Annotated in this window: 15 protein-coding genes; 12 read left to right on the top strand and 3 right to left on the bottom strand. The window is 65.1% G+C overall.

Translation table 11 applies throughout. The features are described from left to right. From copD to ATY02_RS14660, 11 genes are all read left to right on the top strand, one after another. Window positions 1-921: a copper homeostasis membrane protein CopD gene (gene copD, locus ATY02_RS14710; RefSeq protein WP_068587012.1), complete on the top strand. Its 921-nt coding sequence runs from the start codon at window positions 1-3 to the stop codon at window positions 919-921. A gap of 123 nt (window positions 922-1,044) precedes the next feature. Beyond that, window positions 1,045-1,494, top strand: a complete 450-nt coding sequence (locus tag ATY02_RS14705; RefSeq protein ID WP_068587010.1) for a DUF411 domain-containing protein — start codon at window positions 1,045-1,047, stop codon at window positions 1,492-1,494. After that, window positions 1,491-1,925: a YqaA family protein gene (locus ATY02_RS14700; protein WP_068595627.1), complete on the top strand. Its 435-nt coding sequence runs from the start codon at window positions 1,491-1,493 to the stop codon at window positions 1,923-1,925. Before ATY02_RS14705 ends, ATY02_RS14700 begins: the two co-directional genes overlap by 4 nt. Before the next feature lie 583 nt (window positions 1,926-2,508). Then, on the top strand, window positions 2,509-4,074 hold the full coding sequence (gene glgA / locus ATY02_RS14695; RefSeq protein ID WP_068587228.1) for a glycogen synthase GlgA: 1,566 nt from the start codon (window positions 2,509-2,511) through the stop codon (window positions 4,072-4,074). Between the two features lie 14 nt (window positions 4,075-4,088). Next, entirely contained in the window at window positions 4,089-5,885 is a 1,797-nt protein-coding gene (gene treZ, locus ATY02_RS14690; RefSeq protein ID WP_068587224.1) for a malto-oligosyltrehalose trehalohydrolase, read from the top strand. Continuing rightward, the gene (gene malQ, locus ATY02_RS14685) at window positions 5,882-7,963 is read left to right on the top strand and encodes a 4-alpha-glucanotransferase (RefSeq protein WP_068587222.1); all 2,082 of its coding nucleotides are present in this window, start codon (window positions 5,882-5,884) and stop codon (window positions 7,961-7,963) included. Before treZ ends, malQ begins: the two co-directional genes overlap by 4 nt. Continuing rightward, the gene (locus tag ATY02_RS14680) at window positions 7,960-10,734 is read left to right on the top strand and encodes a malto-oligosyltrehalose synthase (protein WP_068587220.1); all 2,775 of its coding nucleotides are present in this window, start codon (window positions 7,960-7,962) and stop codon (window positions 10,732-10,734) included. The genes malQ and ATY02_RS14680 overlap by 4 nt, the downstream gene beginning before the upstream one ends. 21 nt (window positions 10,735-10,755) lie before the next feature. Next, entirely contained in the window at window positions 10,756-11,043 is a 288-nt protein-coding gene (locus ATY02_RS14675; RefSeq protein WP_068587218.1) for a DUF2934 domain-containing protein, read from the top strand. 105 nt (window positions 11,044-11,148) lie between these two features. Further along, window positions 11,149-13,311, top strand: a complete 2,163-nt coding sequence (gene glgX, locus ATY02_RS14670) for a glycogen debranching protein GlgX (protein WP_068587217.1) — start codon at window positions 11,149-11,151, stop codon at window positions 13,309-13,311. A gap of 330 nt (window positions 13,312-13,641) precedes the next feature. Continuing rightward, window positions 13,642-14,400, top strand: a complete 759-nt coding sequence (locus ATY02_RS14665; protein ID WP_068587214.1) for a PIG-L deacetylase family protein — start codon at window positions 13,642-13,644, stop codon at window positions 14,398-14,400. Between the two features lie 117 nt (window positions 14,401-14,517). Beyond that, window positions 14,518-15,207: an alpha/beta hydrolase gene (locus ATY02_RS14660; protein WP_068587212.1), complete on the top strand. Its 690-nt coding sequence runs from the start codon at window positions 14,518-14,520 to the stop codon at window positions 15,205-15,207. Window positions 15,208-15,421: 214 nt separating this feature from the next. On the opposite strand, the gene glgB is transcribed toward ATY02_RS14660, so the two are convergent. The 3 genes from glgB to ATY02_RS14645 form a co-directional block, all read right to left on the bottom strand. Further along, the gene (gene glgB, locus ATY02_RS14655; RefSeq protein WP_068587211.1) at window positions 15,422-17,653 is read right to left on the bottom strand and encodes a 1,4-alpha-glucan branching protein GlgB; all 2,232 of its coding nucleotides are present in this window, start codon (window positions 17,651-17,653) and stop codon (window positions 15,422-15,424) included. Further along, window positions 17,650-21,003 (bottom strand): maltose alpha-D-glucosyltransferase, encoded by a 3,354-nt coding sequence (gene treS, locus ATY02_RS14650; RefSeq protein ID WP_068587209.1) that lies wholly within the window; start codon window positions 21,001-21,003, stop codon window positions 17,650-17,652. The genes glgB and treS overlap by 4 nt, the downstream gene beginning before the upstream one ends. 77 nt (window positions 21,004-21,080) lie before the next feature. Further along, window positions 21,081-23,075, bottom strand: coding sequence for an alpha-1,4-glucan--maltose-1-phosphate maltosyltransferase (locus ATY02_RS14645; RefSeq protein WP_068587208.1), 1,995 nt, complete (start codon window positions 23,073-23,075; stop codon window positions 21,081-21,083). Between the two features lie 522 nt (window positions 23,076-23,597). Between ATY02_RS14645 and ATY02_RS14635 the strand changes: the two genes are divergently transcribed. Beyond that, window positions 23,598-23,831 carry a DUF3203 family protein gene (locus ATY02_RS14635; RefSeq protein WP_068587205.1) on the top strand — a complete coding sequence of 78 codons (234 nt, stop codon included), beginning with the start codon at window positions 23,598-23,600 and terminating at the stop codon, window positions 23,829-23,831. Window positions 23,832-23,984: the final 153 nt, after the last annotated feature.

Raw genomic sequence — 23,984 nt, 5'->3', positions numbered from 1 at the left:
ATGGACCACGCCCTCACCATTGCTTTGCGCCTGGCGCTGTACCTCGACCTGATGCTGCTGGCAGGGCTGCCGCTGTTCCTGCTCCAGGCGCCTGGGCAACTGCGTGCGAACTGGAATCCGCGCCAGTTGAAACGCCTGCTGATGCCCTGTGCGCTACTGGGGTTGCTGCTGTCGCTGATCGCCCTGGTACGCCTGGCCCTGGAGCTCGACGGCCAGAACCAGCTCAGCCAATTGCAAGCGACCACCCTGTACATGCTATGGACCCAGACTGCCGTGGGCCAAAGCTGGATCCTGCGCATGGCAATGCTGCTCGGAGTTCTCCTGGCCTTGATCCTGATGACCCGGGCAGCCTACGGCGGCCTGTGGCTGCTGGCCGGTTGTTCCACCACGGCCCTGGCCACCCTGGCCTGGAACGGACACGGCGCCATGAGCGAGGGCCCGCTCCACTACCTGCACCTGGCCAGCGACATTCTCCATCTATGGGCTGCAGGGGCCTGGTTCGGTGCCCTGCTGGCCTTTGTCCTGCTGCTCAGGGGCAATTGCCTGGTGGTAGAAGACCAGCCGCACTTGCTAGCCAGTGCCCTGAGAGGTTTTGAGCGAGCCGGAGGCCTGATCGTGCTGGTCCTGCTACTGAGCGGCATGGCCAACCACCTGATGATCAGCGGCCCGGTATTCGCTCCGTTGGCAGATAGTTTCTATGGCCAGTTGTTGCTGCTCAAGTTGCTGCTCTTGGCTGCAATGCTGGGGTTGGCTGCGCTCAATCGTTTTCACCTGACGCCCCTGCTGGAGCGCTCGACCCAGGCTGGCGACCACGCTGCCGCCCTTGTTGCCCTACGCCGCAGCCTGGGCGTGGAAGCATCGATAGCCCTGGCGATTTTCGCCCTGGTGGCCTGGTTAGGCACCCTGAACCCCGAACCCTGAAGGCAACCGAGCCGTATAACCTTGAAACACAAGCCTCGCCCCTGGCATTGCAAAAACCGCAAAATGCACCGCGATCCGCCCAGGCCCGCCTGGGCGTTCCCTTTGTTCGACACGAGATACTGCATGAAACACTTCCTGCGTCTGGCGGCCCTGTCCGCACTGTTTTTCACCAGCTTGGCCCAGGCCGCAGCCCCTATCGATATCGACGTCCACCGGGACGCCAACTGCGGCTGCTGCAAGAAATGGATCGAACACCTGCAAGCCAACGGTTTCAGGGTCAAGGACCATGTCGAAGACAACATGAGCAGCGTCAAGCAGCGCCTGGGCGTCGTACCCCGCCTGGCGTCCTGCCATACCGCGGTGATCGACGGCAAGTTCGTCGAAGGCCATGTGCCGGCCGACCAGGTCCTGGCCCTGATCAAGCGCGACGACCTGCTGGGCATCGCAGCCCCGGGCATGCCCATGGGCTCCCCCGGCATGGAGATGGACGGCATGGGCGCCGATGCCTATCAGGTCATCGGCCTGACCAAAGAAGGCCGCGATGTGGTGGTCGCGGACTACCCGGCCCATTGATCGGCGTCTACTGCGGCCTGTTCCTGGCGGCCTTCGGCGCCGCCACCCTGCTGCCGCTGCAATCGGAAGCCTTGCTGGTGGGCCTGTTGCTCAATGGCCAGTGGGCGGTTTTCGGCCTGTGGCTGGTGGCGACCCTGGGTAATGTCCTGGGCTCGCTGGTCAACTGGTGGCTGGGGCGGCGCCTGGAACACTACAAGGATCGTCGCTGGTTCCCCATCGCCCCACGCCAGTTGCAACGCGCCCGGAAGCACTACCAGCGCTACGGCCACTGGTCGCTGCTGTTGAGCTGGCTACCGGTGGTCGGCGACCCGCTGACCCTGGTCGCCGGGGTCATGGGCGAGCCGCTCAAGCGCTTCCTGCTGATCGTCACCCTGGCCAAGGGCGCACGCTATGCGGTGCTGGCCTGGCTGACCCTGGGCTGGATCGGCTGACCGGCCCGCCTCGGACCTTCGCGCGGCCGCTGTGGTCGTTGAGACCATCCGGGGCCTGAAACACCTTCCTCATCGAACAGGATGTCGTCGGCACTGGCCACGTTCACCCCGGCCAGATACTGCCCTGGCAGGCTACCAGCGCCTCGTCAGTTCAACGCAGGCGATACCACCGCTCGGCGCGATGCCCATTACCGGCGCACAACCTACTGGAGCCTGCACCAAACCCTGGCACGGCGAGCCTCGGGCCGACCTTTCGTCGGCTGCGTTCAACCGGCCGGACTGGCGCGATGGCCAAACGCGAACCCTGCCCGGCACCGCCCAGGGTTCTGTCCTAGACTGGCTTTCGCACCGTGACCAGGCAGTCACGCCGCACGGAAAAAAGTCGAAACTTTTCGTTCAAACCCAGGGTCAGGGTAAAGGTAGGGCCGCTGCCACTGGTGCATTCCTTGCAACGGCCTCTGCGTCCTTTCTGCTTCGACACTCGGGCCATTCAGGCCGCGCAAGGTGCGCTCGCGCCCGGCCATGGAACGGGCGGGAACGGCGTTGAACACGCCAGAACAGATCAACAACACGGGAGAGACACATGATCAGTACCGTATTGGATACCCAGGGAGACCCCCTTCCACAGCAGGCCGGCGGGCGCAGCAATGCCCCGGGCCCGTACCCTGGGAGCAAGACGGTCCTGCCGCTGGCACGCCAGAACCCCAACCGCAAGCGCGTACTGTTCGTGACCTCGGAACTCACCGACCTGGTCAAGACCGGCGGCCTGGGGGATGTCTCCGCCGCCCTGCCCCGGGCCATGGCTCATTTGCACGATGTACGGGTCCTGATTCCCGGCTACCCCCAGGTGCTGCACAGCGAGAACCCGATTCATGTCATCGGTGAACTGGGCGGCCATGCAGCGCTACCCGCCTGCAAGATCGGCCGCATGGACATGCCCGACGGCCTGGTGATCTACGTGCTGATCTGCCCCGAACTCTACGAACGCGAAGGCACGCCCTACGGCGCCAATAATGGCCGCGACTGGCCGGACAACCATATCCGCTTCGCCCGCCTGGGCCTGGCCGCCGCCGATATCGCCGCCAACCTGGCACAGATCCACTGGTGTCCCGACCTGGTGCACGCCCACGACTGGCCTGCCGGCCTGGCCCCGGCCTACATGCACTGGCGTGGCCAGCGCACCCCGACCCTGTTCACTATCCACAACCTCGCTTACCAGGGCGTGGTCAGCCTGGCGTCCTGCCCGGAGCTGGGCATCCCCGAACATGCCCTGCAACAAGAGGGCATGGAGTTCTACGGCAAGTTGTCGTTCCTCAAGGCCGGTATGGCCTACGCCAGCCACATCACCACGGTGAGCGCCACCTATGCCAGGGAGATCACCACGCCGGCCTTCGGCTGCGGGCTCGATGGTTTCCTGGCCAGCAAGACCCAGCAGGGCCTGCTCAGCGGCATCCCCAATGGCATCGACGAGAGCTGGGATGCCGCCACCGATCCGCACCTGCATTGCCCATTCGGCATCGGCGACTGGGACGGCAAGGCCGCCAATGCAGCCCATGTCCGGCAATTGTTCGGCCTGGAGCCCAGCAACGGGCCGCTGTTCGCCGTGGTTTCGCGCCTGGTCTACCAAAAGGGCCTGGACCTCACCGAGGCGGTGGCCGAGTTCATCGTCGCCTCAGGCGGCCAGATCGCCATCATCGGGCGCGGCGAACCGGAAGAAGAGCAGTCCATGCGTGCCCTGGCCCAACGTTTTCCCGGACGCATCGCCGTCCATATCGGCTTCAACGAGACCGATGCCCGGCGCATGTTCGCCGGTAGCGACTTCCTGCTCATGCCCTCGCGCTACGAGCCTTGTGGCCTGAGCCAGATGTACGCACAACGCTTCGGCTCGCTGCCGGTGGCGCGCAATACCGGTGGCCTGGCTGACACCATCGACAACGGCGTCACCGGCTTTTTGTTCGACGAGTCCACCGTGACCAGCTACCAGCAGGCCCTTGCCCGGGCGTTCAAGGTCTTCGCGTACCCACGGCTGCTCAATGCCATGCGCTGCCGGGCCATGGCCGCGCCATTCAACTGGTGCCAGGCCGTGGAGCCCTACGCCGAACTCTATGAACAGCTGGTAGCCCAGGCCCTGGGGCACACCGCCAGGTAAGGGAGGCCACGCCGATGCCCTCAAGCACGCCACCGACCTGGCACCACGGCGCACTGCCGCTCGATGCAGAGCGCACTCGGTTCGCGCTGTGGGCACCGGATGCACGCTACGTCAGCGTGGAGCTGGAGAACGGCCAGTCCCTGCCGATGCTGCCCCAACCCGAAGGCTGGTTCGTGATCCAGGCGCGCTGCCCCGCCGGTAGCCGCTATCGCTTCAATATCGACGACCAGCTCCAAGTGGCGGACCCGGCGTCCAGGGCGCAGCACGGCGGTGTCCATGGTACCAGCCTGGTACTCGACCAGCAGGCCTACCGCTGGCAACACCCACATTGGTGCGGCCGCCCCTGGCATGAAGCCGTGATCTATGAACTGCACGTTGGCGTCATGGGCGGTTATGGCGCCGTGGCCCAGGCACTGCCCGCCCTGGTGGAACTGGGCGTGACCGCCATCGAGCTCATGCCCCTGGCCGAATTCCCCGGCACCCGCAACTGGGGCTACGACGGGGTCCTGCCCTATGCCCCCCAAGCCTCCTATGGCACCCCGGACGAGCTCAAGGCACTGATCGATACGGCCCACGGCCTGGGCTTGGTGGTGATCCTGGATGTGGTCTACAACCACTTCGGCCCGGACGGAAACTACCTGCAGCGTTATGCCCACGGGTTCTTTCGTGACGACCGGCATACCCCCTGGGGCGCAGCCATCGACTTCCGCCGCCGGCCGGTGCGCGACTTCTTCATCGACAATGCGTTGATGTGGCTGCTGGACTATCGCTTCGATGGCTTGCGCCTGGACGCTGTGCACGCCATCGACGATCCGGACTTTCTCCAGGAACTGGCGCACCGGATACGCGAGGCGACGCCCACCGGACGGCACATCTGGCTCACCCTGGAAAATGAGCGCAACCAGGCCAGCCTGTTGCGCCAGGGCTTCGATGGCCAATGGAACGATGACGCCCACAACGCCCTGCACGTGCTGCTGACCGGCGAGCAGGAAGCCTACTACGCGGACTTTGCCCAACAGCCCACCGAGCAACTGGCCCGTTGCCTGAGCCAGGGGTTCGCCTTCCAGGGACACACCGACCGCCATGGGCAGGCCCGTGGCGAACCCAGCGCCGACCTGCCACCCACAGCTTTCGTGCTGTTCCTGCAGAACCACGACCAGATCGGTAACCGCGCCTTTGGCGAACGCCTCAATCAATTGGCGCCCCCCCAGGCCCTGCACGCGGCCACGGTGTTGTTGCTGCTATCGCCCATGATCCCGTTGCTGTTCATGGGTGACGAGGCAGCGGCCCGGGAGCCGTTCCTGTTCTTCACCAGTCATCAGGGCGAGCTGGCCGAGGCGGTGCGCCAGGGCCGACGCAGTGAATTCGCAGCCTTCAGCGCCTTTGCCGACGCCGAGCAGCGCCAGCGCATTCCCGATCCCAATGCCCTGGAGACCTTCCAGGCCTCGTGCCCACGTCCCTGCCCGCAAGACGCTGCCAGTACCCGGGCGCTCTATCGTGAACTGCTGCAACTGCGGCATCGGGAGCTGGTCTGGCGCCTGCCCGGCACCCGCCCCCTGGGCACCGACGTGTTGGCCGAGGGAGCCCTCAGCGCCCGCTGGCGCCTGGGCGACGGTTGCTTGCTGCGCATCGATATCAACCTCAGCGCACACCCGGTCCAGGTGCCCCAGGCGCCCGGTGTCCAGCCCTGGTTCCAGTATCCACCCCAACCCAGCGGGCACTGGAGCCAAGGCAGCTTGCCGGCCTTCAGCGTGCAGGTGCAACTGGACTTGCAAAGCCCCTTCACTACCGCAAATGGAGAGCACCCATGAGCGATGCGCAACTGGAAATCCTCGCCAGCCGCGCCGGCCTGGCGGTGGACTGGATCGACGCCAATGGCCGCCCGCAAAGGGTCGAGCCACGGGTCCTGCGGGCGGTTCTGGCCGGTCTGGGGCATGCCGCCGACAACGACCAGGAGATCGCGCACAGCCTGGGTCAATTGCAGGCGCTCCAGGAGCACCGACACCTGCCTCCCCTGCTTACCGTGGATATCGGCCAGGGCCTCGACCTGGCCCGCTACTTTCCCCCGTTGACTCATTGCCAGGTCCAGCTGGAAGACGGCGCATCCCTGCAACTGCAATTGGATGAAGGCAGCGTGCTGCCCGGGAGCCTGCCCGTGGGCTATCACGCGGCGCACATAGAGGATGAGCACTTTATCCTCGCCGTAGCCCCCGAACGCTGCTACAGCGTGGCCGATGCGATGCACCAGGCCGTTCCCCGGGCCTGGGGGCTGAGCGTGCAGGCATACGCCTTGCGACGTAGCGGAGACGGCGGCCTGGGCGATACCCAGGCCCTGGAGGAGCTGGCCCGCCAGGCTGCGGAGCGCGGCGCCGATGCACTGGCCATCAGCCCACTACATGCCATGTTCAGCAACGACCCGCAGCGCTATAGCCCCTACTCGCCCTCCAGCCGCCTGTTTCTCAATAGCCTGTATGCCGCGCCGGCAGCGATCCTTGGCGAGCGAGCCTGGCGCATCGCCGTCGAGAGCTGCGACCTGGCGGAGCCATTGCAGGCACTGGAGAAGCTGCCCTTGATCGACTGGCCCGCAGCAGCCAAGGCCAAGCAACAGGCACTGCGCGCCCTGTACGAGGGGTTCTGCCAGGGCGAACACCCCTTGCACCAGGACTTCGCCAGCTATCGGCAGGCCGCAGGCGAAGCCTTGGAAAACCACTGCCGCTTCGAGGCTATCCAGGCCTTGCGAGTGGCCCGCGGGGAAGATCCGGACTGGCGCCACTGGCCATCGCACTGGCGTCATCCCGGGAGTCCGGCGCTGGCCCAATTGGCCAGGGAACAGGCCCACGACATCGGTTTTCATGCCTTCTGCCAGTGGTTGATCGCCCGCTGCCTGGAACGGGTCCAAAATGCCGCCCGCAGTAGTGGTATGGGCATCGGTCTGATCGCCGACCTGGCGGTAGGCGCCGATGGCGGCGGCAGCCAGGCCTGGAGCCGCCAGGACCAGTTACTGGCGCAACTGACCGTGGGCGCACCGCCGGATATCCTCAATCGCCAGGGCCAGAGTTGGGGGATCTCGGCCTTCTCTCCGGAGGGCCTGCAACGCAACGGCTTCCAAGCCTTTATCGAGATGCTGCGGGCCAACTTCGCCCATGCCGGCGGCCTGCGCATCGACCACGTGATGGGCTTGCAACGACTGTGGGTGATTCCCCTGGGCGCCGCCCCTTGCGATGGGGCCTACCTGCACTATCCGGTGGATGATCTGTTGCGCCTGCTGGCCCTGGAGTCCCACCGGCACCAGGCCATCGTGCTCGGCGAAGACCTGGGCACCGTCCCGGACGGCCTGCGGGAGAAACTCACGACCCGGGCCATGCTCGGCATGCGCGTGTTGCTGTTCGAGCAGGATCACGGCTGCCACTTCAAGCCCATCCTCGACTGGCCGGACAATGCTCTGGCCACCTCCAGCACCCATGACCTGCCAACGCTCAATGGCTGGTGGCGTGGCCGCGATATCGACTGGAACCAGCACCTGGGCCTGGTGGACGACAGCACTGCCCGGCAGTGGCGCGAGCACCGCCAGCGTGAACGCGACGGCTTGCGCCATGCCCTGGCCCGGGACCCACAGAACTTTCGCGAGCCCTTTGACGAGACCGACCAGGTGCTGGATGCCAGTGTGCGCTTTCTTGGGCACACGCGGGCGCCCCTGGTGCTACTGCCCCTTGAGGACGCACTGGGGATCGACGAGCAGGCCAACCTGCCCGGCACCGTCGAGGGCCATCCCAACTGGCGTCGGCGCTTGGCTGGCAGCGCCAGGCGCCTGCTGGACGACAGCGACGCGGCCCGGCGCCTGGAGCAACTGGCCCGGGCGCGGCAACAAGCCCATGAGCGTGACCGATGACCGGGGTCGTGCGAGCCAGCCTGCGCCTGCAGTTCCACCGGGGCTTCACCCTGGACGATGCCGTGCCGCTGGTGCCCTACTTCGCCAGCCTGGGCATCAGCCATATCTATGCCTCGCCGCTGTTGTGCGCCCGTGCCGGCTCCCTGCATGGCTACGATGTCGTGGACCCGACCCGGGTCAACCCGGAGCTGGGGGGCGAAGCCGCCCTGGAGCGCCTGGTGGCCGCCCTGCGCCAGCATGACATGGGCCTGATCCTGGATATCGTGTCCAACCACATGGCGGTGGGTGGCGACGACAATCCCTGGTGGCTGGACCTGTTGCGCTGGGGTCGCCTGAGCCCCTACGGCGAGTTCTTCGATATCCAGTGGCACTCACCCGACCCGCTGCTGGAAGGCCAGCTGCTCTTGCCGTTCCTGGGCAGCGACTACGGCCAGGCGCTGCAGGAAGGCAGCCTGCAACTTTGCCTGGAGGAGGATTGCCGTGGTTTCCATGTCCGTCACCACGAGCATCGTTTCCCCATCTGCCCCAGCGACTACGCCCCTTTGCTACGCCCCGACGAAACCCGGCACCCAGAGGCCGGGGCGGCCTTGAAACCCCTGGCCGACGACTTCGCTGCCCTGCGCTTCAACGGCGACGCCCACGCCCAGGCGCTGCTCCTGCAAGAGGCGCTGGCCCAGGCGCTGCAACAACCGCTGCTACGCCGGGCCGTGCAAGAGCGCCTGCACAACTACGATTCAAGGCACGCCCCTGGCTTCGAACGCCTGCACCAGTTGCTGGAGCAGCAGAGCTATCGCCTGGCCAGCTGGCGTACTGCCGCTGACGACATCAACTGGCGCCGCTTCTTCGACATCAACGAACTGGCCGGACTGCGCGTCGAACGTCCAAGGGTATTCGCGGCCACCCACGCCAAGATCTTCGAGCTGATCGAACGGCACCTGGTGGATGGCCTGCGAATCGACCATATCGATGGCCTGGCCGATCCCCGAGGCTACTGCCGCAAGTTGCGCCGCCGGGTCGATCGCCTGCATCCGGGGCAGCATTTGCCGATCTATGTGGAGAAGATCCTGGGTGACGGAGAGACCCTGCACCGCGATTGGGGGGTGGACGGCAGCACCGGCTATGAATTCATGAACCAGCTGTCGCTGTTGCAACATGCCAGCAGCGGCCAGGCGGTGCTGGGCGAGTTGTGGAGTCGGCACAGTGAGCGACCGGCACACTTTGCCGAGGAAGCGCGCCTGGCACGCCAGCAGGTGCTCAACGGCTCCCTGGCCGGAGACTTCGAGAGCGTGGCCCAGGCCCTGCTGCAAGTGGCACGCCTGGACCTGATGAGCCGCGACCTGACCCTGGGGGCGATCCGCCGGGCACTGCAAGAACTGATCGTGCATTTCCCGGTTTACCGCACCTACATCGGTGCCTGCGGCCGCGGTCCAGAGGACCAGCGGTTCTTCCAGCAAGCCATGGAGGGTGCCCGGGCCAGCCTGGGCGAAGCCGACTGGCCGGTGCTGGACTACCTGCAACGCTGGTTCGGAGGCCAGGGCTGGCGACAACAGCCCCTGGGCCAGGCTCGCAAGCTTCTGCGCCACGCCGGCAGGCGCTTCCAGCAACTGACCTCGCCCGCGGCGGCCAAGGCCGTGGAAGACACGGCCTTCTACCGCTCGGCGGTGTCCCTGGCGCGCAACGACGTGGGTTTCAACAGCGAGGTATTCAGTGCCCCTATGGCCGCCTTCCACCAGGCTTGCATCGAGCGCCTGGCAAGCTTTCCCGACAATCTGCTGGCCAGCGCCACCCATGACCACAAGCGCGGCGAAGACAGCCGTGCACGCCTGGCCGTGCTCAGCGAACGCGCCACCTGGTACGCCCGGCAGGTGGACCACTGGCGGGCCCTGGCCACTCCCTTGCGCCCATCCGCCCTGGCACCTTCGGCGGCGGACGAGTTGATTCTCTATCAGGTCCTGCTGGGCAGTTGGCCCCTGGACCTGCACACCGAAGACCGACCTGCCCTGCAGGCCTATGCCGGGCGTATCTGGCAGTGGCAGGAAAAAGCCCTGCGCGAGGCCAAGCTGCACAGCAGCTGGGCCAGCCCGAACCGGCCATATGAAGAGGCGGTACACGCTTTTATCGAGCACCTGCTGCTGTCCCCCCAGGGCTCGCTCCTGCGCCAGTCGATCGCCGCTGCCGCCAACGCCATTGCGCCCGCCGGCGCCCTCAACAGCCTGGTGCAGACCATGTTGCGCCTGACCGTGCCCGGCGTTGCCGACCTGTACCAGGGCAACGAATTCTGGGACTTGAGCCTGGTGGACCCGGACAACCGCCGCCCCGTGGACTACCCAACCCGGCAACGAGCGCTGGAGCACCCGGCACCGCTGGCCTGCCAGTTGGCCCAATGGCGCGAAGGGCCTATCAAGCAAGGTTTGATCGCCCGCACCCTGAGGCTACGGCGCCAGCACCCGGGGCTGTTCCAGCGCGGCAGCTACCGGCCACTGACCGTGCTCGGGCAACACGCCGGGCAGGTGCTGGCTTTTGCCCGTGAATACCGCCAGCAGCGGCTGCTGGTGGTGGTGCCGATACAGGTGGCCGAACTGCTGGGCGACAGTACGTGTCCCCAGGTCGCTCCCGAGCTCTGGGGCGATACCCGGGTGCAACTACCGTTCGCCGTCTCGAGGGGCAATCTGAATGGACTTTTTTCCAACGGGCCAGTCACAGCTCACGGTGAGCTGATGCTCAGCGAGGTGCTGCGAGACTTTACGCTCAACCTCTTGATCGAACATTGAAGCCACTCCAGGAGCATTGCGATGAGTACCGACGACAAACGCATTCGTGAGTTCGCCTATCAGATCTGGGAGTCGGAGGGTAAACCCGAAGGCCAGGAAAAACGCCACTGGGAAATGGCCCGCAAGCTGGCGGAGGCCGAGGCCCTGGCGCCAAGCAAGCCGGTCAAGGCCAGCCCGGCTACCGCCAAGCCCGGCAGCAAGGCAACAGCCAAACCCAAGGCCAAGGCGCCCACCGCCGTGGTGCCACCGGGCGAGAAGCCGGTGGCCGCGAAAAAGCCGCGCGCCCCGCGCAAGCCCCCGGCCCGTTGAGACCCGACCCGGCCTGACCGGAGCCCGTGACAGGCCCCTGCCACCCCCATTTGGGCGTGGGGCATGCACCCCGCTCGATCCGCCACTGTCACTGCAGGAGCCATCATGAGCACATCCAAGCACGGCACAACGTTCACACCCCAGGGCGAGCCATCACGCATCCGCGAAGGCCTGCCCTTCCCCCTGGGTGCCACCTGGGACGGCCTGGGTGTCAACTTCGCGCTGTTCTCGGCCAACGCCACCAAGGTCGAACTGTGTGTGTTCGACGCCGCCGGCGAGGTGGAGCTCGAACGTATCGAACTCCCGGAATACACTGACGAGATCTTCCATGGCTACCTGCCCGATGCCCATCCCGGCCTGGTCTACGGCTACCGCGTGCACGGGCCCTATGATCCGCCCAATGGCCATCGCTTCAATCCCAACAAACTGCTGATCGACCCCTACGCCAAGCAATTGGTGGGGACGCTGAAATGGTCCGAGGCATTGTTCGGCTATACCATCGGCCACCCCGAGGCCGACCTGAGCTTCGATGAGCGCGACAGCGCGCCCTTCGTCCCCAAGTGCAAGGTCATCGATCCGGCCCACACCTGGGGCGACGACCAGAGGGTCAGCGTGCCCTGGGACAAGACCATCCTCTACGAGACTCACCTGCGGGGGTTCACCATGGCGCATCCGGCGGTACCAGAAGCCCTGCGCGGTACCTGTGCCGGGCTGATGGTGGACGAGGTGCTGGCGCACATCCGCAAGCTGGGGGTGTCTTCGGTGGAACTGCTGCCGGTCCACGCCTTCGTCAATGACCAGCACCTGCTGCACAAGGGCATGACCAACTACTGGGGCTACAACAGCATCGCGTTCTTTGCCCCCGACCCGCGCTACCTGGCCAGCGGCAAGATCGCCGAGTTCAAGGAAATGGTTGCGCACCTGCATGAGGCGGGCCTGGAGGTGCTGCTGGACGTGGTCTACAACCATACCGCCGAGGGCAACGAGCAAGGCCCGACACTGTCCATGCGCGGTATCGACAATGCCTCCTACTACCGCCTGATGCCCGACGACAAACGCTTCTACATCAACGATTCCGGCACCGGCAACACCCTGGACCTGAGCCACCCCTGCGTCCTGCAAATGGTCACCGACTCGCTGCGCTACTGGGCCGGCGAGATGCACGTCGATGGTTTCCGCTTTGACCTGGCGACCATTCTCGGGCGTTATCACGATGGTTTCGACGAGCGCCACAGCTTCCTCGTGGCCTGCCGCCAGGACCCGCTGCTGCGCCAGGTGAAGATGATCGCCGAGCCCTGGGACTGCGGCCCCGGGGGCTACCAGGTAGGCCGCTTCCCGCCGGGCTGGATGGAGTGGAACGATCGCTTTCGCGATACCGTGCGCGCCTTCTGGAAAGGCGATGATGGCCAGTTGGCAGACTTCGCCGCGCGCATGACGGCTTCTGGCGAAATGTTCGACCAGCGGGGCCGGCGTCCCTATGCCTCGGTCAACTTCGTCACCGCCCATGACGGTTTCACCCTGCATGACCTGGTGTCCTACAACGACAAGCACAACGAAGCCAACGACGAGAACAACCAGGACGGCAGCAACAACAATCTGTCCTGGAACCACGGGACGGAGGGGCCCACCGACGACTCGCAGATCAATGCCCTGCGCCTGCGCCAGATGCGCAACTTCTTCGCCACCCTGTTGCTGGCCCAAGGAACTCCCATGATGGTGGCCGGCGACGAGTTCGCCCGTACCCAGCACGGCAACAACAATGCCTATTGCCAGGACAGCGAGATCGGCTGGGTCAACTGGAACCTGGACGAGGACGGCAAGTCGCTGCTCAAGTTCGTCAAGCGCCTGGTCAAGCTGCGCCTGAGCTACCCGATCCTGCGGCGCGGGCGCTTCCTGGTGGGCAGCTACAACGAAGATATCGGGGTCAAGGATGTCACCTGGCTGGCACCCGACGGCAGCGAAATGACCACCGAACGCTGGCAGGACCCGCACGGCCGCTGCCTGGGCATGCTGCTCGACGGGCGCGCCCAGGAAACCGGCATCCGCCGTGCGGGAGCCGACGCCACGGTGCTGCTAGTGGTCAATGCCCATCACGACATCGTCAACTTCCGCCTGCCACAGGTGCCGGCCGGGGAGTTCTGGACTTGCATGATCGACACCAACCAGCCAGCGGTGCATGGCCAGGAGCGCTTCGCCTTCGGTGACGAGTACTCGGTCACGGGTCGCTCGCTGCTGTTTTTCGAACTCAAGCAAGAGCCACAGGACTGATTAGGCCCCCCAGGCCCTGTGAGTGTGTAGCGCCATGTCATGGATTTGGGTGTCCGCCGAGGGTAAACGCCCGTCAGCCCGGAACGCCTTCCGGGGAATTGCGTCTACCCTTAAGTAGCAACGCAATCGATAAATCAAGCCAACGCCCTGTGTCAAAGGGCCGCGGCTGAGTATGATTGCGCAGCGACCACGCGACTCCAAAGGGATGGAGCCGCGGTACTTCACGTCGAGGCAAGCGCCATGGAATCGACGTGCGTGCAAACCCAGGGTGCGACAGGACAGTCGCTCATCATCTTTATCGGTGACCCGGAGACAAGGATGTATCAGGTTATGAAAGCCATACCCGCAATAGACAGTATCTGGCCCAGCCAGATCTGGAACAGTGCCCGCAGCCTGGCCGAAGTGCCAGCCATCAAGTTCGACATGCTGGTCCCCGCCGGTTCACGGGCGGTGATCGTTGCTCCGCACCCTGGCGATGAGGTGATCGCCACAGGCGGCCTGTTGCAAGTCCTGGCCCATCACGGGCACCCGATAGAACTGATCTCGGTCAGCGACGGTAGTGCCAGCCATCCAGGCTCGGAAGTCTGGCCAGAACGCCGTCTGAGTGTATTTCGCCCCCAGGAAAGCGCCGAAGCCCTGCGTCGCCTGGGCCTGCCCCTGCACAGCCTGAAGTGGATTCGCGGTGGCTTTGCCGACAGAGCCCTGAGCGAACGCGAACACCAGCTGGTGCCCTTCATCAGCCGTTACTTGCGTCCGGGCGATGTGGTGTTCAGCACCTGGCGAGCCGACGGCAACCTCGACCACGAGGCCGTTGGACGGGCCGCGGCCAAGGCCGCTGCCCAAATGGGCGCGTGCTTCCATGAGATCCCGGTGTGGGCCTGGCACTGGTCGCCACGCGAAGAGCACCAGATTCCCTGGCACCGTGCGCGCAAGCTACGCCTGGATACCTGGACCGTAGCCCGCAAGCGCCATGCCGCCCACGCCTATGCCAGCCAACTGCAGGGCGAACCCGAGATCGGCCTGGAGCCCTCGTTGTCGCCGGTCGTGCTGGAACGCCTGCGCCTACCCTACGAGATCATTCTCATGTAATGCCGCTGGGTGATCCAGGCAAGGGTTGCCGTATGTCTGGATTCTCCCGCAAATGCTGGCGCGCCCATCGCAGTAGTGCATGCTCCTTGCGGGGAATTTCCCGTAGAGGAGTTAGCCATGAGTGATCAACCTACCATCGTGCTGGTCCACGGGTTCTGGGGTGGAGCCGCCCACTGGAACCGGGTCATCGTCGAACTGCTGGAGCGCGGCTACCAGAAGATCCGCGCCGTTGAACTGCCCTTGACCTCCCTGGCCGAGGACGTCGAGCGTACGCGCAAGCTGGTGGCCCAGCAGACCGGGCCGGTGCTGCTGGTGGGGCATTCCTATGGCGGTGCAGTGATTACCCAGGCCGGGCATGCAAGCAATGTGGTGGGCCTGGTGTATATCGCCGCCTTCGCCCCTGACAACGGCGAAAGCCCCGGTGGCCTGACCCAGGAGTTTCCACCCGAGGCCGCGCCCAACCTCGAGCCCGATAGCGACGGTTACCTGTGGGTTCGCCCGGAGCGCTTCCAGCAGAGTTTCTGCCAGGACCTTCCCGCCCAGGAAGGACTGGTCATGGGCCTGACCCAGAAAGCCCCCCTGGCCAGCACCTTCGGCGATACCCTCGGCGCCCCGGCCTGGCGCGACAAACCTTCGTGGTATCAGGTTTCCAGCGCCGATCGCATGATTGCCCCGCACAATCAGGAGCGCATGGCTGCGCGCCTGAACGCGCGCAAGGTGATTCGCCTGGATGCCAGCCATGCCTCCCTGGCCTCCCAGCCCGGCGCCGTGGCCGGTTTGATTGCCGAAGCCGCCGCCAGCCTCTGACTTGCCAAGCCTTCAGCGCAATGGCAACGACTACAGGTGCAGTGGCTGCCATTGCCACAAGACTGGCGGGGCCTTCTGCATTCATCCGGACATCGGTAATGGCGGCCGCTGCGCACCCGTGCGCAGCCTGCGGCAGCGGCTACACGAGGCCTTGTAGGCGCTGCCGGGCTGGTGAGGCTGCGACAAGGCCCACAAGGCCTTCGGCATGCAGGGATCAGTGCCCGGGACGCAGGATCAGCACCGCCAGGGGCGGCAGATTGAGCACCAGGGACAGGGCCTGGCCATGGCTTTGCTGTTCTTCGCTGAAGACTTCGCCGGCATTGCCATAGTTGGAGCCCGCATACAGCTGCGAATCGCTGTTGAGCAGCTCGCTCCAGCGTCCTCCCAGCGGCACGCCCACCCGATAGCCCTCACGCGGCACCGGAGTGAAGTTGGCCACCACCAGCAAGGGTTCGCCACCACGGCTCCAGCGCAGCCAGGCATACACGCTGTTGACCGCATCGTCGCCGATCAGCCACTGGAAGCCCTGGGGCACGTGGTCCTGCTCGTGCAACGCCGGATACTCGCGGTACAGGCGGTTGAGGTCGCCCACCAACTGCTGCACGCCACGGTGCTCGGGATACTGCAGCAAATACCAGTCCAGTTGCTGGTCATGGTTCCACTCACGCCACTGGCCGAACTCGCAGCCCATGAACAACAGTTTCTTGCCCGGATGGGTCCACATGAAACTCAGGTACGCCCGCAAATTGGCGAACTTCTGCCAGCGATCGCCGGGCATCTTGTCGATCAGCGAATGCTTGCCGTGCACCACCTCATCGTGGGAAATCGGCAGGATGAAGCGCTCGGACCAGGCATACACCAGGCCGAAGCTCAGTTCGTTGTGATGGTGGGCCCGGTAGACCGGGTCCTGCTGGATGTAGTGCAAGGAATCGTGCATCCAGCCCATGTTCCACTTGTAGGCGAACCCCAGGCCACCATGGTCGGTACCCTGGCTGACCCCGGGCCAGGCGGTGGACTCCTCGGCGATCACCAGGGCCCCTGGCGCTTCGAGGGCGACCACATCGTTGAGATGGCGCAGAAAATCGATAGCCTCCAGGTTCTCCCGGCCGCCATGGCGATTTGGCACCCACTCCCCCGCCTTGCGCGAATAGTCGCGATAGAGCATCGAGGCCACGGCATCCACCCGCAGGCCGTCGACATGGAAATGCCTGAGCCAGTGCAAGGCCGACGCCAGCATGAAGCCATGCACCTCGGTGCGCCCCAGGTTGTAGATCAGCGTGTCCCAGTCTTGATGGAACCCCTCCAGCGGGTTGCCGTACTCATAGAGCGCCGTGCCGTCGAACTGTGCCAGTCCGTGGGCATCGGTGGGGAAATGCGCCGGCACCCAGTCAAGGATTACCCCGATGTCCGCCAGGTGGCAGGCATTGACGAACGCGGCAAACTCCCCGGGCGTGCCATAACGGGCACTGGGCGCGAATTGGGCCAGGGGTTGGTAGCCCCAGGAGCCACCGAACGGATGCTCCATGATCGGCATCAATTCGATATGGGTGAACCCCAGGTCCTTGATGTAGGGAATCAGCCGCTGCGCCAGCTCGGGCCAGCTGTAGTGACGGGCCACCTCGCCCACATCGTCGACCTCGCACTGCCAGGAGCCAGCGTGCAACTCATAGATCGCCAACGGCGCCTCGACCCCCTGGCGTTCGCCACGGGCCAGCATCCAGGCCTGGTCCTGCCAGTCGACTTCCAGGGGCGCGGCCACCTTGGAGGCGGTGTCTGGCGGCAACTGGGTGGCCAAGGCCATTGGATCGGCCTTGAGCGGCAAGATGCCATGGGGGCCGAGTATCTCGTACTTATAGGCCTCCCCCGCACGCAGGCGGGGAATGAACAGCTCCCAGACCCCAGAGGGATGACGCAGGCGCATGGGGTGACGGCGTCCATCCCAGCCATTGAAGTCGCCCACCACCGAGACCCTGCGGGCATTGGGGGCCCAGACCGCAAAACGCACGCCCTCGATGCCATCCACGATGGCCAGTTGCGCGCCGAGGCAAGCACCCAGGTCACGATGGTTGCCCTCGGCGAACAGATACAGATCCATCTCCCCGAGCAACGCCCCGAAACTATAAGGGTCCTCGCTGACCTGCTCGCCGCCCGCCCACTGGATTCGCAACAAATACGCCTGAGCCTGGCCAAAGTGCCCGACGAACAACCCCGGCACCTCGCCGCTCTCGAGTTCACCCAGCACCTGTCCCCCCTCCCTGGCCAGCACCTGCACGCTCAACGCGCCAGGCAGGTAGGCGCGGATGAACTGCCCGCCTTTGCCATCAGCGTGGGGCCCGAGAATGGCGAACGGATCATTGTGCTCGGCGCGCACCAGGGCCTCCACTGCCCCAACTGCTGGCAACCGTGCCGCGTGCCCCTGTCCCTGCTCTCTGTTCGAGAAACTCATGGCTGCTCTCCAGCATGCTCAATATCGGAAAAAGCCCGCAGCTCGCGCAGCAATCCGGCCAGCCCGCGCAGTGGCACATGCAGCCAGCCCGGACGGTTCTGCGCCTCATAGGCCAGCTCATAGGCGGCCTTTTCCAGACTGAACAACGCCAGGACCGCGTCAGCGGCCTGAGGGTCTTGCCAGTCATGGGCAAGACTAGCCGTCGCCAGCCGATAGGCGTCGATAAATGCCTGGCGCGCCTGGGCCAGGTACCGCCGCACCACCCGCTCCCGGATCGCCTGGGTTGGCGCTTGCGCATCCAGTGCCGGGGCCTCCAGGGCCATGGCCGCCGCGTAGTCGAAAGAACGCAGGATGCCGCTGACGTCCTTGTAGGGACTGTACTTGGCCCGCCGTTCCGCCAGCGGCCGCCCTGGCTCGCCCTCGAAGTCGATCAGGTAGGCATCGCCCTTGATCACCAGGACCTGGCCCAAGTGCAGGTCGCCATGCACGCGAATCCGCAAACTACCCTGCAAGTGCTCGGCCAGGTGCTGGATATGGGCCAGGATCTGCGGCTTGTACTGCTCCAGGCGCCGACTCAGCTCGCGATCGGCGCCCCCCAGCTCGCCCTGGTGCTCTTCGAGCAGCTGCAAGCCGCGTTCCACCTGCTCGGCGATCTGCCGTCCGCAAACCTGAGCCTGTGGCCTGGTATAGGTTTGCGCTCTGAAGTCCGGCGTCGCATTGGGGGCTGCCAGCAACCGGTGCATTTCCCCCAGCCGCTGGCCCAGCTGAGCGGCGAAGTCCTCGAGCTCGCCCAGTGCGTTGTAATGCTGCTCCTGTTCCGATATGGCACTGGCCAGCTCATCGCGGATGGCCCGGTCCAGGTTGCTCTGGGTCCACTCCCAGGCGTCGCCCTGATTGCTCAGGTAGCCCTGGGCGATCATCAACAGGTGGTCCTCGCCCTGCTCGTCACGCCGGACCACCGACCCCAGCAACGGCGACATATGGGCAAAACCGGCCTGGGTGAGAAAGGCGCCCATTTCCAGTTCCGGGTGGATACCGCCTGCCACCTTGCGCATCAGCTTGAGCACCAGGCTTTCGCCCACCACCACCGAACTGTTGGATTGCTCGGCCGACAGGTAACGCACGTCGACCTCGGCATCCAGCCCCAGTTGCTGCAGCTGCGGGCCGGCGTCGAAGCGGATCTGCCCGGCGTCGCTGTCCAGTCGGGCCTGGGCCTTGAGCCCCTGCAGCACGCTGCGCACGAAGCTCTCCAGAGCGAAGGCATCGGTGATCAGCCCCACCTGCCGCCCGCGCCGTACCCGGGACATGGCCAGTTGCTGGGGCAAGGCGCTGCTGATCTGGTCCTCGGCCAGCAGGCCGAACGGCAGTTGGTAACGCTGGCTGCGGCCCTGGCTGGTGACCTCGATCTCGCCCAGCAGCACCGGATGCTCCGGATCACCGAAACGCACCCCGTAGTCCAGGCGCACCTGCTCGATGGCACTGTCCTTGTCGGCGAACCAACGCCGATTGGGCAACCAATTGGGCAAGACCTCCTGCTCCAGGATGGTGCGCGACGGTTCATCGAGCAGCTCCTCGAGGCGTTTTTTCAACACCAGGGTGGTGAAGTCCGGCAGCCCCTGGGTCGGCTCGACGTGCCAACTGGGCATCTGGTTCTCACTGGCCAGGACGAACCAGTAGAAGCCGTAGGGCGCCAGCGTCAGCAGGAAGTTCAACTGGCCGATGGGCGGGAAGGCGCTGCCACCGAGCATTTCCACCGGCACCATGCCGGCGAAGCTCGACAGGTCCAGCTCCGCCGCCTGGGCACTGCGCGAGACGTTGGCCACGCACAGGATGATCTCCTGCTTGCCATCGGGCCCGGTGTATTCGCGGGTATAGGCCAGGATCCGGCGATTGTTCGGCGACAGCATCTTCAGCGTGCCCCGGCCGAAGGCCCTGGATTGCTTGCGCACCGCCAGCAGGCGCCGGGTCCAGTTGAGCAGCGAATGCGGGTCGCCGGACTGGGTCTCGACGTTCACCGACGGGTAACCGTAGAGCGGGTCCATGATCGGCGGCAGCACCAGGCTCGCCGGGTCCGCTCGGGAGAAACCGCCGTTACGGTCGATGGACCACTGCATCGGCGTGCGCACGCCATCGCGGTCGCCCAGGTAGATGTTGTCGCCCATGCCGATCTCGTCGCCGTAGTACAGGGTCGGGGTACCGGGCATCGACAGCAGCAGGCTGTTGAGCAACTCGATGCGCCGCCGATCGCGCTCCATCAGCGGTGCCAGGCGTCGGCGGATACCCAGGTTGATCCGCGCCCGACGGTCAGCGGCGTAGTAGTTCCACAAGTAGTCGCGCTCCTTGTCGGTGACCATCTCCAGGGTCAGCTCATCGTGGTTGCGCAGGAAGATCGCCCACTGGCAATTGGCCGGGATTTCCGGGGTCTGGCGCAGGATGTCGGTGATCGGGAAGCGGTCTTCCTGGGCCAGGGCCATGTACATGCGCGGCATCAACGGAAAGTGGAAGGCCATGTGGCATTCGTCGCCATCGGCGCCGTTGCCGCTGGCCTGGCCGAAGTACAGCTGGGTGTCCTCGGGCCACTGGTTGGCCTCGGCCAGGAGCATGCGGTCCGGATAATGGGCGTCGATCTCGGCGCGGATGCGCTTGAGCACATCGTGGGTCTCGGCCAGGTTCTCGTTGTGGGTGCCATCGCGCTCGATCAAGTAGGGAATGGCGTCCAGGCGCAGGCCGTCGATGCCCATGTCCAGCCAGTGGCGCATGACCGAGAGTACGGCCTTGAGTACCTGCGGGTTGTCGAAGTTCAGGTCCGGCTGGTGGGAATAGAAGCGGTGCCAGAAGTACTGGCCGGCCACCGGGTCCCAGGTCCAATTGGACTTCTCGGTGTCGAGGAAGATGATCCGCGTACCGGCGTACTTCTGATCATCGTCGGACCATACGTAGAAATTGCGCGCCGCCGAACCGGGCTTGGCCTTGCGGGCGCGCTGGAACCAGGGGTGCTGGTCGGAGGTGTGGTTGATCACCAGCTCGGCGATCACCCGCAGTTCGCGCTTGTGGGCCTCGGCGATGAAGCGCCGGACATCCGCCAGGGTGCCATAGTCGGGGCTGACCCCACGGTACTCGGCGATGTCGTAGCCGTCGTCGCGCCGTGGCGAGGGATAGAACGGCAGCAACCAGATGGTGTTGACCCCCAGTTCCTTGATGTAGTCCAGCTTGGCGATCAGCCCGGGAAAATCGCCGATGCCATCGTTGTTGGAGTCGAAATAGGACTTCACATGCACCTGGTAGATCACCGCGTCCTTGTACCAGAGCGGGTCGTCGATAAAGGTCGAGGGTCGGGTTCTCTTCGCCATTGCTCACTCCTGAATCTGTTGGCAGGTTCCTGCCCCGGCCACCGCCACCAGGCCCTCGGGCCGGCGGCGCGGCCGGGTCAGTCGGCGCTGATGCGCCAGATGCCGAACGGCTGGGCCGGTTCGAGGCGCATGAACTGGACCTTGCCGTACCAGGTCCAGCGATGGCCGTTCATCAAGTCCTCGCCCTGGGTGGCGGCATCGTCGGGCAGGCCCATTTCCCAGAGCGGCAGCTCGAAATGCGCCTCCTGGGGGTTGAAGGGATCGAGGCTGACCGCCACCAGCACGAAGTTGCCGCCATCGGCGCTGCGCTTGCCGAAGTACAGGATCCGGTCGTTCCAGGCGTTGTACAGCTTGAGCCCCAGGTGCGATTGCAACGCCGGGTTCTGGCGGCGGATACGGTTGAGCTGGGCGATCTCGGCGATGATGTTGCCCGGGGCATTGAAGTCCCGCGGGCGGATCTCGTACTTCTCCGAGTCCAGGTACTCCTCCTTGCCCGGCAACGGCGCCGACTCGCACAGTTCGAACCCCGAATACATGCCCCACAGGCCCGAGCCCATGGTGGCCAGCGCCGCCCGGATGAGAAAACCGGGGCGGCCCGAGTCATGCAGGAAACCGGGATTGATATCCGGGGTGTTGACGAAGAAGTTCGGCCGGAAGCATTCGCGCCAGGGCGACTGGTTGAGCTCGCTCAGGTAGCTGGCCAGTTCGCTCTTGGTGTTGCGCCAGGTGAAGTAGGTATAGCTCTGGGAGTAACCGATCTTGCCCAGGCGCGCCATCATCGCCGGGGTGGTGAAGGCCTCGGCCAGGAAGATCACCTGCGGATGCCGGCTGCGCACATCGCCGATCAACCACTGCCAAAATGGCAACGGCTTGGTATGCGGGTTATCGACCCGGAAGATGGTGACGCCCTCCTCGACCCAGCCGACCACGATATCCCGCAGTTCCAGCCACAGGCTGGGGATGGCATCGGCGGCGTAGAAATCGACATTGACGATGTCCTGGTACTTCTTCGGCGGGTTCTCGGCATATTTGATGCTGCCGTCCGGGCGCCAGTTGAACCAGCCCGGGTGCTGGGTCAGCCAGGGATGGTCCTGGGAGCACTGGATCGCGAAATCCAGGGCGATCTCCAGGCCATGGTCGGCGGCTGCGGCCACCAGCCGGCGAAAATCCTCGCGGCTGCCCAATTGAGGATGGATCGCCTCATGGCCGCCCTCCTCGCTGCCGATGGCATAGGGACTGCCGGGATCGTCCGGCGCGGCGACCAGGGCATTGTTGCGGCCCTTGCGGTGGCGCCGGCCGATGGGGTGGATAGGCGGGAAGTACAGCACGTCGAAGCCCATGTCATGGATCATCGGCAAGCGCCCATGCACATCGTCGAAGGTGCCATGGCGGGCAGGATCGTCGGTGATGGAACGGGGGAACAGCTCGTACCAGCTGGCGAACTGCGCACGCTCGCGCTCCACGTCCAGCGTGTACTCGGGACTCAGGCTGAGATAGGGACGCAGGTCGGCCTCGGCCATCAGCCGGGCACTATCGGCACTCAAGAACAGCGCCACCTGCTCGGCCGCGAGCAAGCCGCCCAGTTGCTGGTGCAGTACCAGCAGTTGTTCACGCAGCGCGCCTTCGCTGCGTTCGCCAGCCTGTTGCACCAGGGTCCGCCCTTCTTGCAGTTCCAGGCTGACCGGCTGGGCGGCCAGGTGCTTCTTTTCCAGCTCGTAGCAGAAGCTGGCGAACGAGTCGATCCAGGCCTCGATACAGAAACGGTAGCGGCCCACCTCCGGCACCGGGAAGTGGCCCAGCCAGCCGTCGTTGCCCTGGTCTTCCAGCGCCCGGCTGTGCCAAGCGTCCTGCCGTTCGTTGCGCCAGCGCACTCGCACCGCCAGCGTGTCGTGGCCATCGGTGAAGACTTTGCACCCCACCTCGATCTCCTGCCCAGCCACTGCCTTGACGGCGAACTGGCCGGCGTCGAGCACCGGGCGGGGATTCTCGATGGCGATGCGCGGCAGCAACAGGGCCTGGGGCAATGGCAAGTGGGCCTGGTATTGCTGTTCGGTCGGTTTTCCTGTCGTCATCGAACATCACCCTGTCCCGCGCCAACGGCGCTGTAGTGATAGGGCTGGTCGGCCCTGGTGAATGGCTGAATCAACATACTTAGGTTCCGAGCGGTGCTCGTCGTCGAAAGTTCAGCGCGATTGATCGCCAAGCGAACCGGAATCAAATGCACCTTTTCAGGGTCCACCGAGCACGCCCATGCGCCGACAGGCACGAAGGAGACCCGTGCAATGAGTATCCCGATTCCGCCAGAACCGCCTGATCCGAACATCGACCAGCCCCCCCTGCCGCCTGGTGAACCACCGGCGATTCCCGAGCAGGAGCCACCGGACACGCCCCCACCGCCCATGGGCGACCCGCCCATTCCAAGGCCACCGGTGGAAGCATCGAGGCCACTATCAGTGGCACGCCCACAAGCATAGATAGACAACCTGCGCGAAGCTGGCGAGGTTCACCCATCGAGCACCGCCCGTCAGCGGCGTCGAACCCTGGCCATGACTCGCCCGCCTAACTTGTACGTCCACCGCGAAGAGGTATCCGCCATGAGCCTGCGCATCGACCGACAGCACTGCTACTTCGACACCCAGACGCTCCACGAGCACTTGCCTGCCAGCGCCGTGACCATCATCACCGACGGGGCCAGGGCCATGTCCGCCGTCGAGATCAAGGGGCAACGGATCTACATCACCGAAGCAGAAGCCGACGCATTGACCGTAGCAGGCGCCGTCGACGGCCGACGCCATCTAAAGGCCACTAATGGTGATTCGGTAATTTGACTGATCTGGATCAGGGCCCGCCCTGCGGGCCTATGCCAGGCAGCGTCATCGCCAGGCCTGCGGAGCTTGCCGGGGTGCAGCAAGTTGTCGCAGGGGGCCGGAAAAGCGCATCTGATCCGCTTTTTTATCAAATAGCTGAGTCTGTTATGCAAA

It is taken from the genome of Pseudomonas sp. BIOMIG1BAC, from assembly GCF_001705995.2.
In the GTDB taxonomy this organism is placed as follows: Bacteria; Pseudomonadota; Gammaproteobacteria; order Pseudomonadales; family Pseudomonadaceae; genus Aquipseudomonas; species Aquipseudomonas sessilinigenes.
Note: the sequence above shows the minus strand (reverse complement) of the source record. Positions and strands in the feature narration are given on the sequence as shown.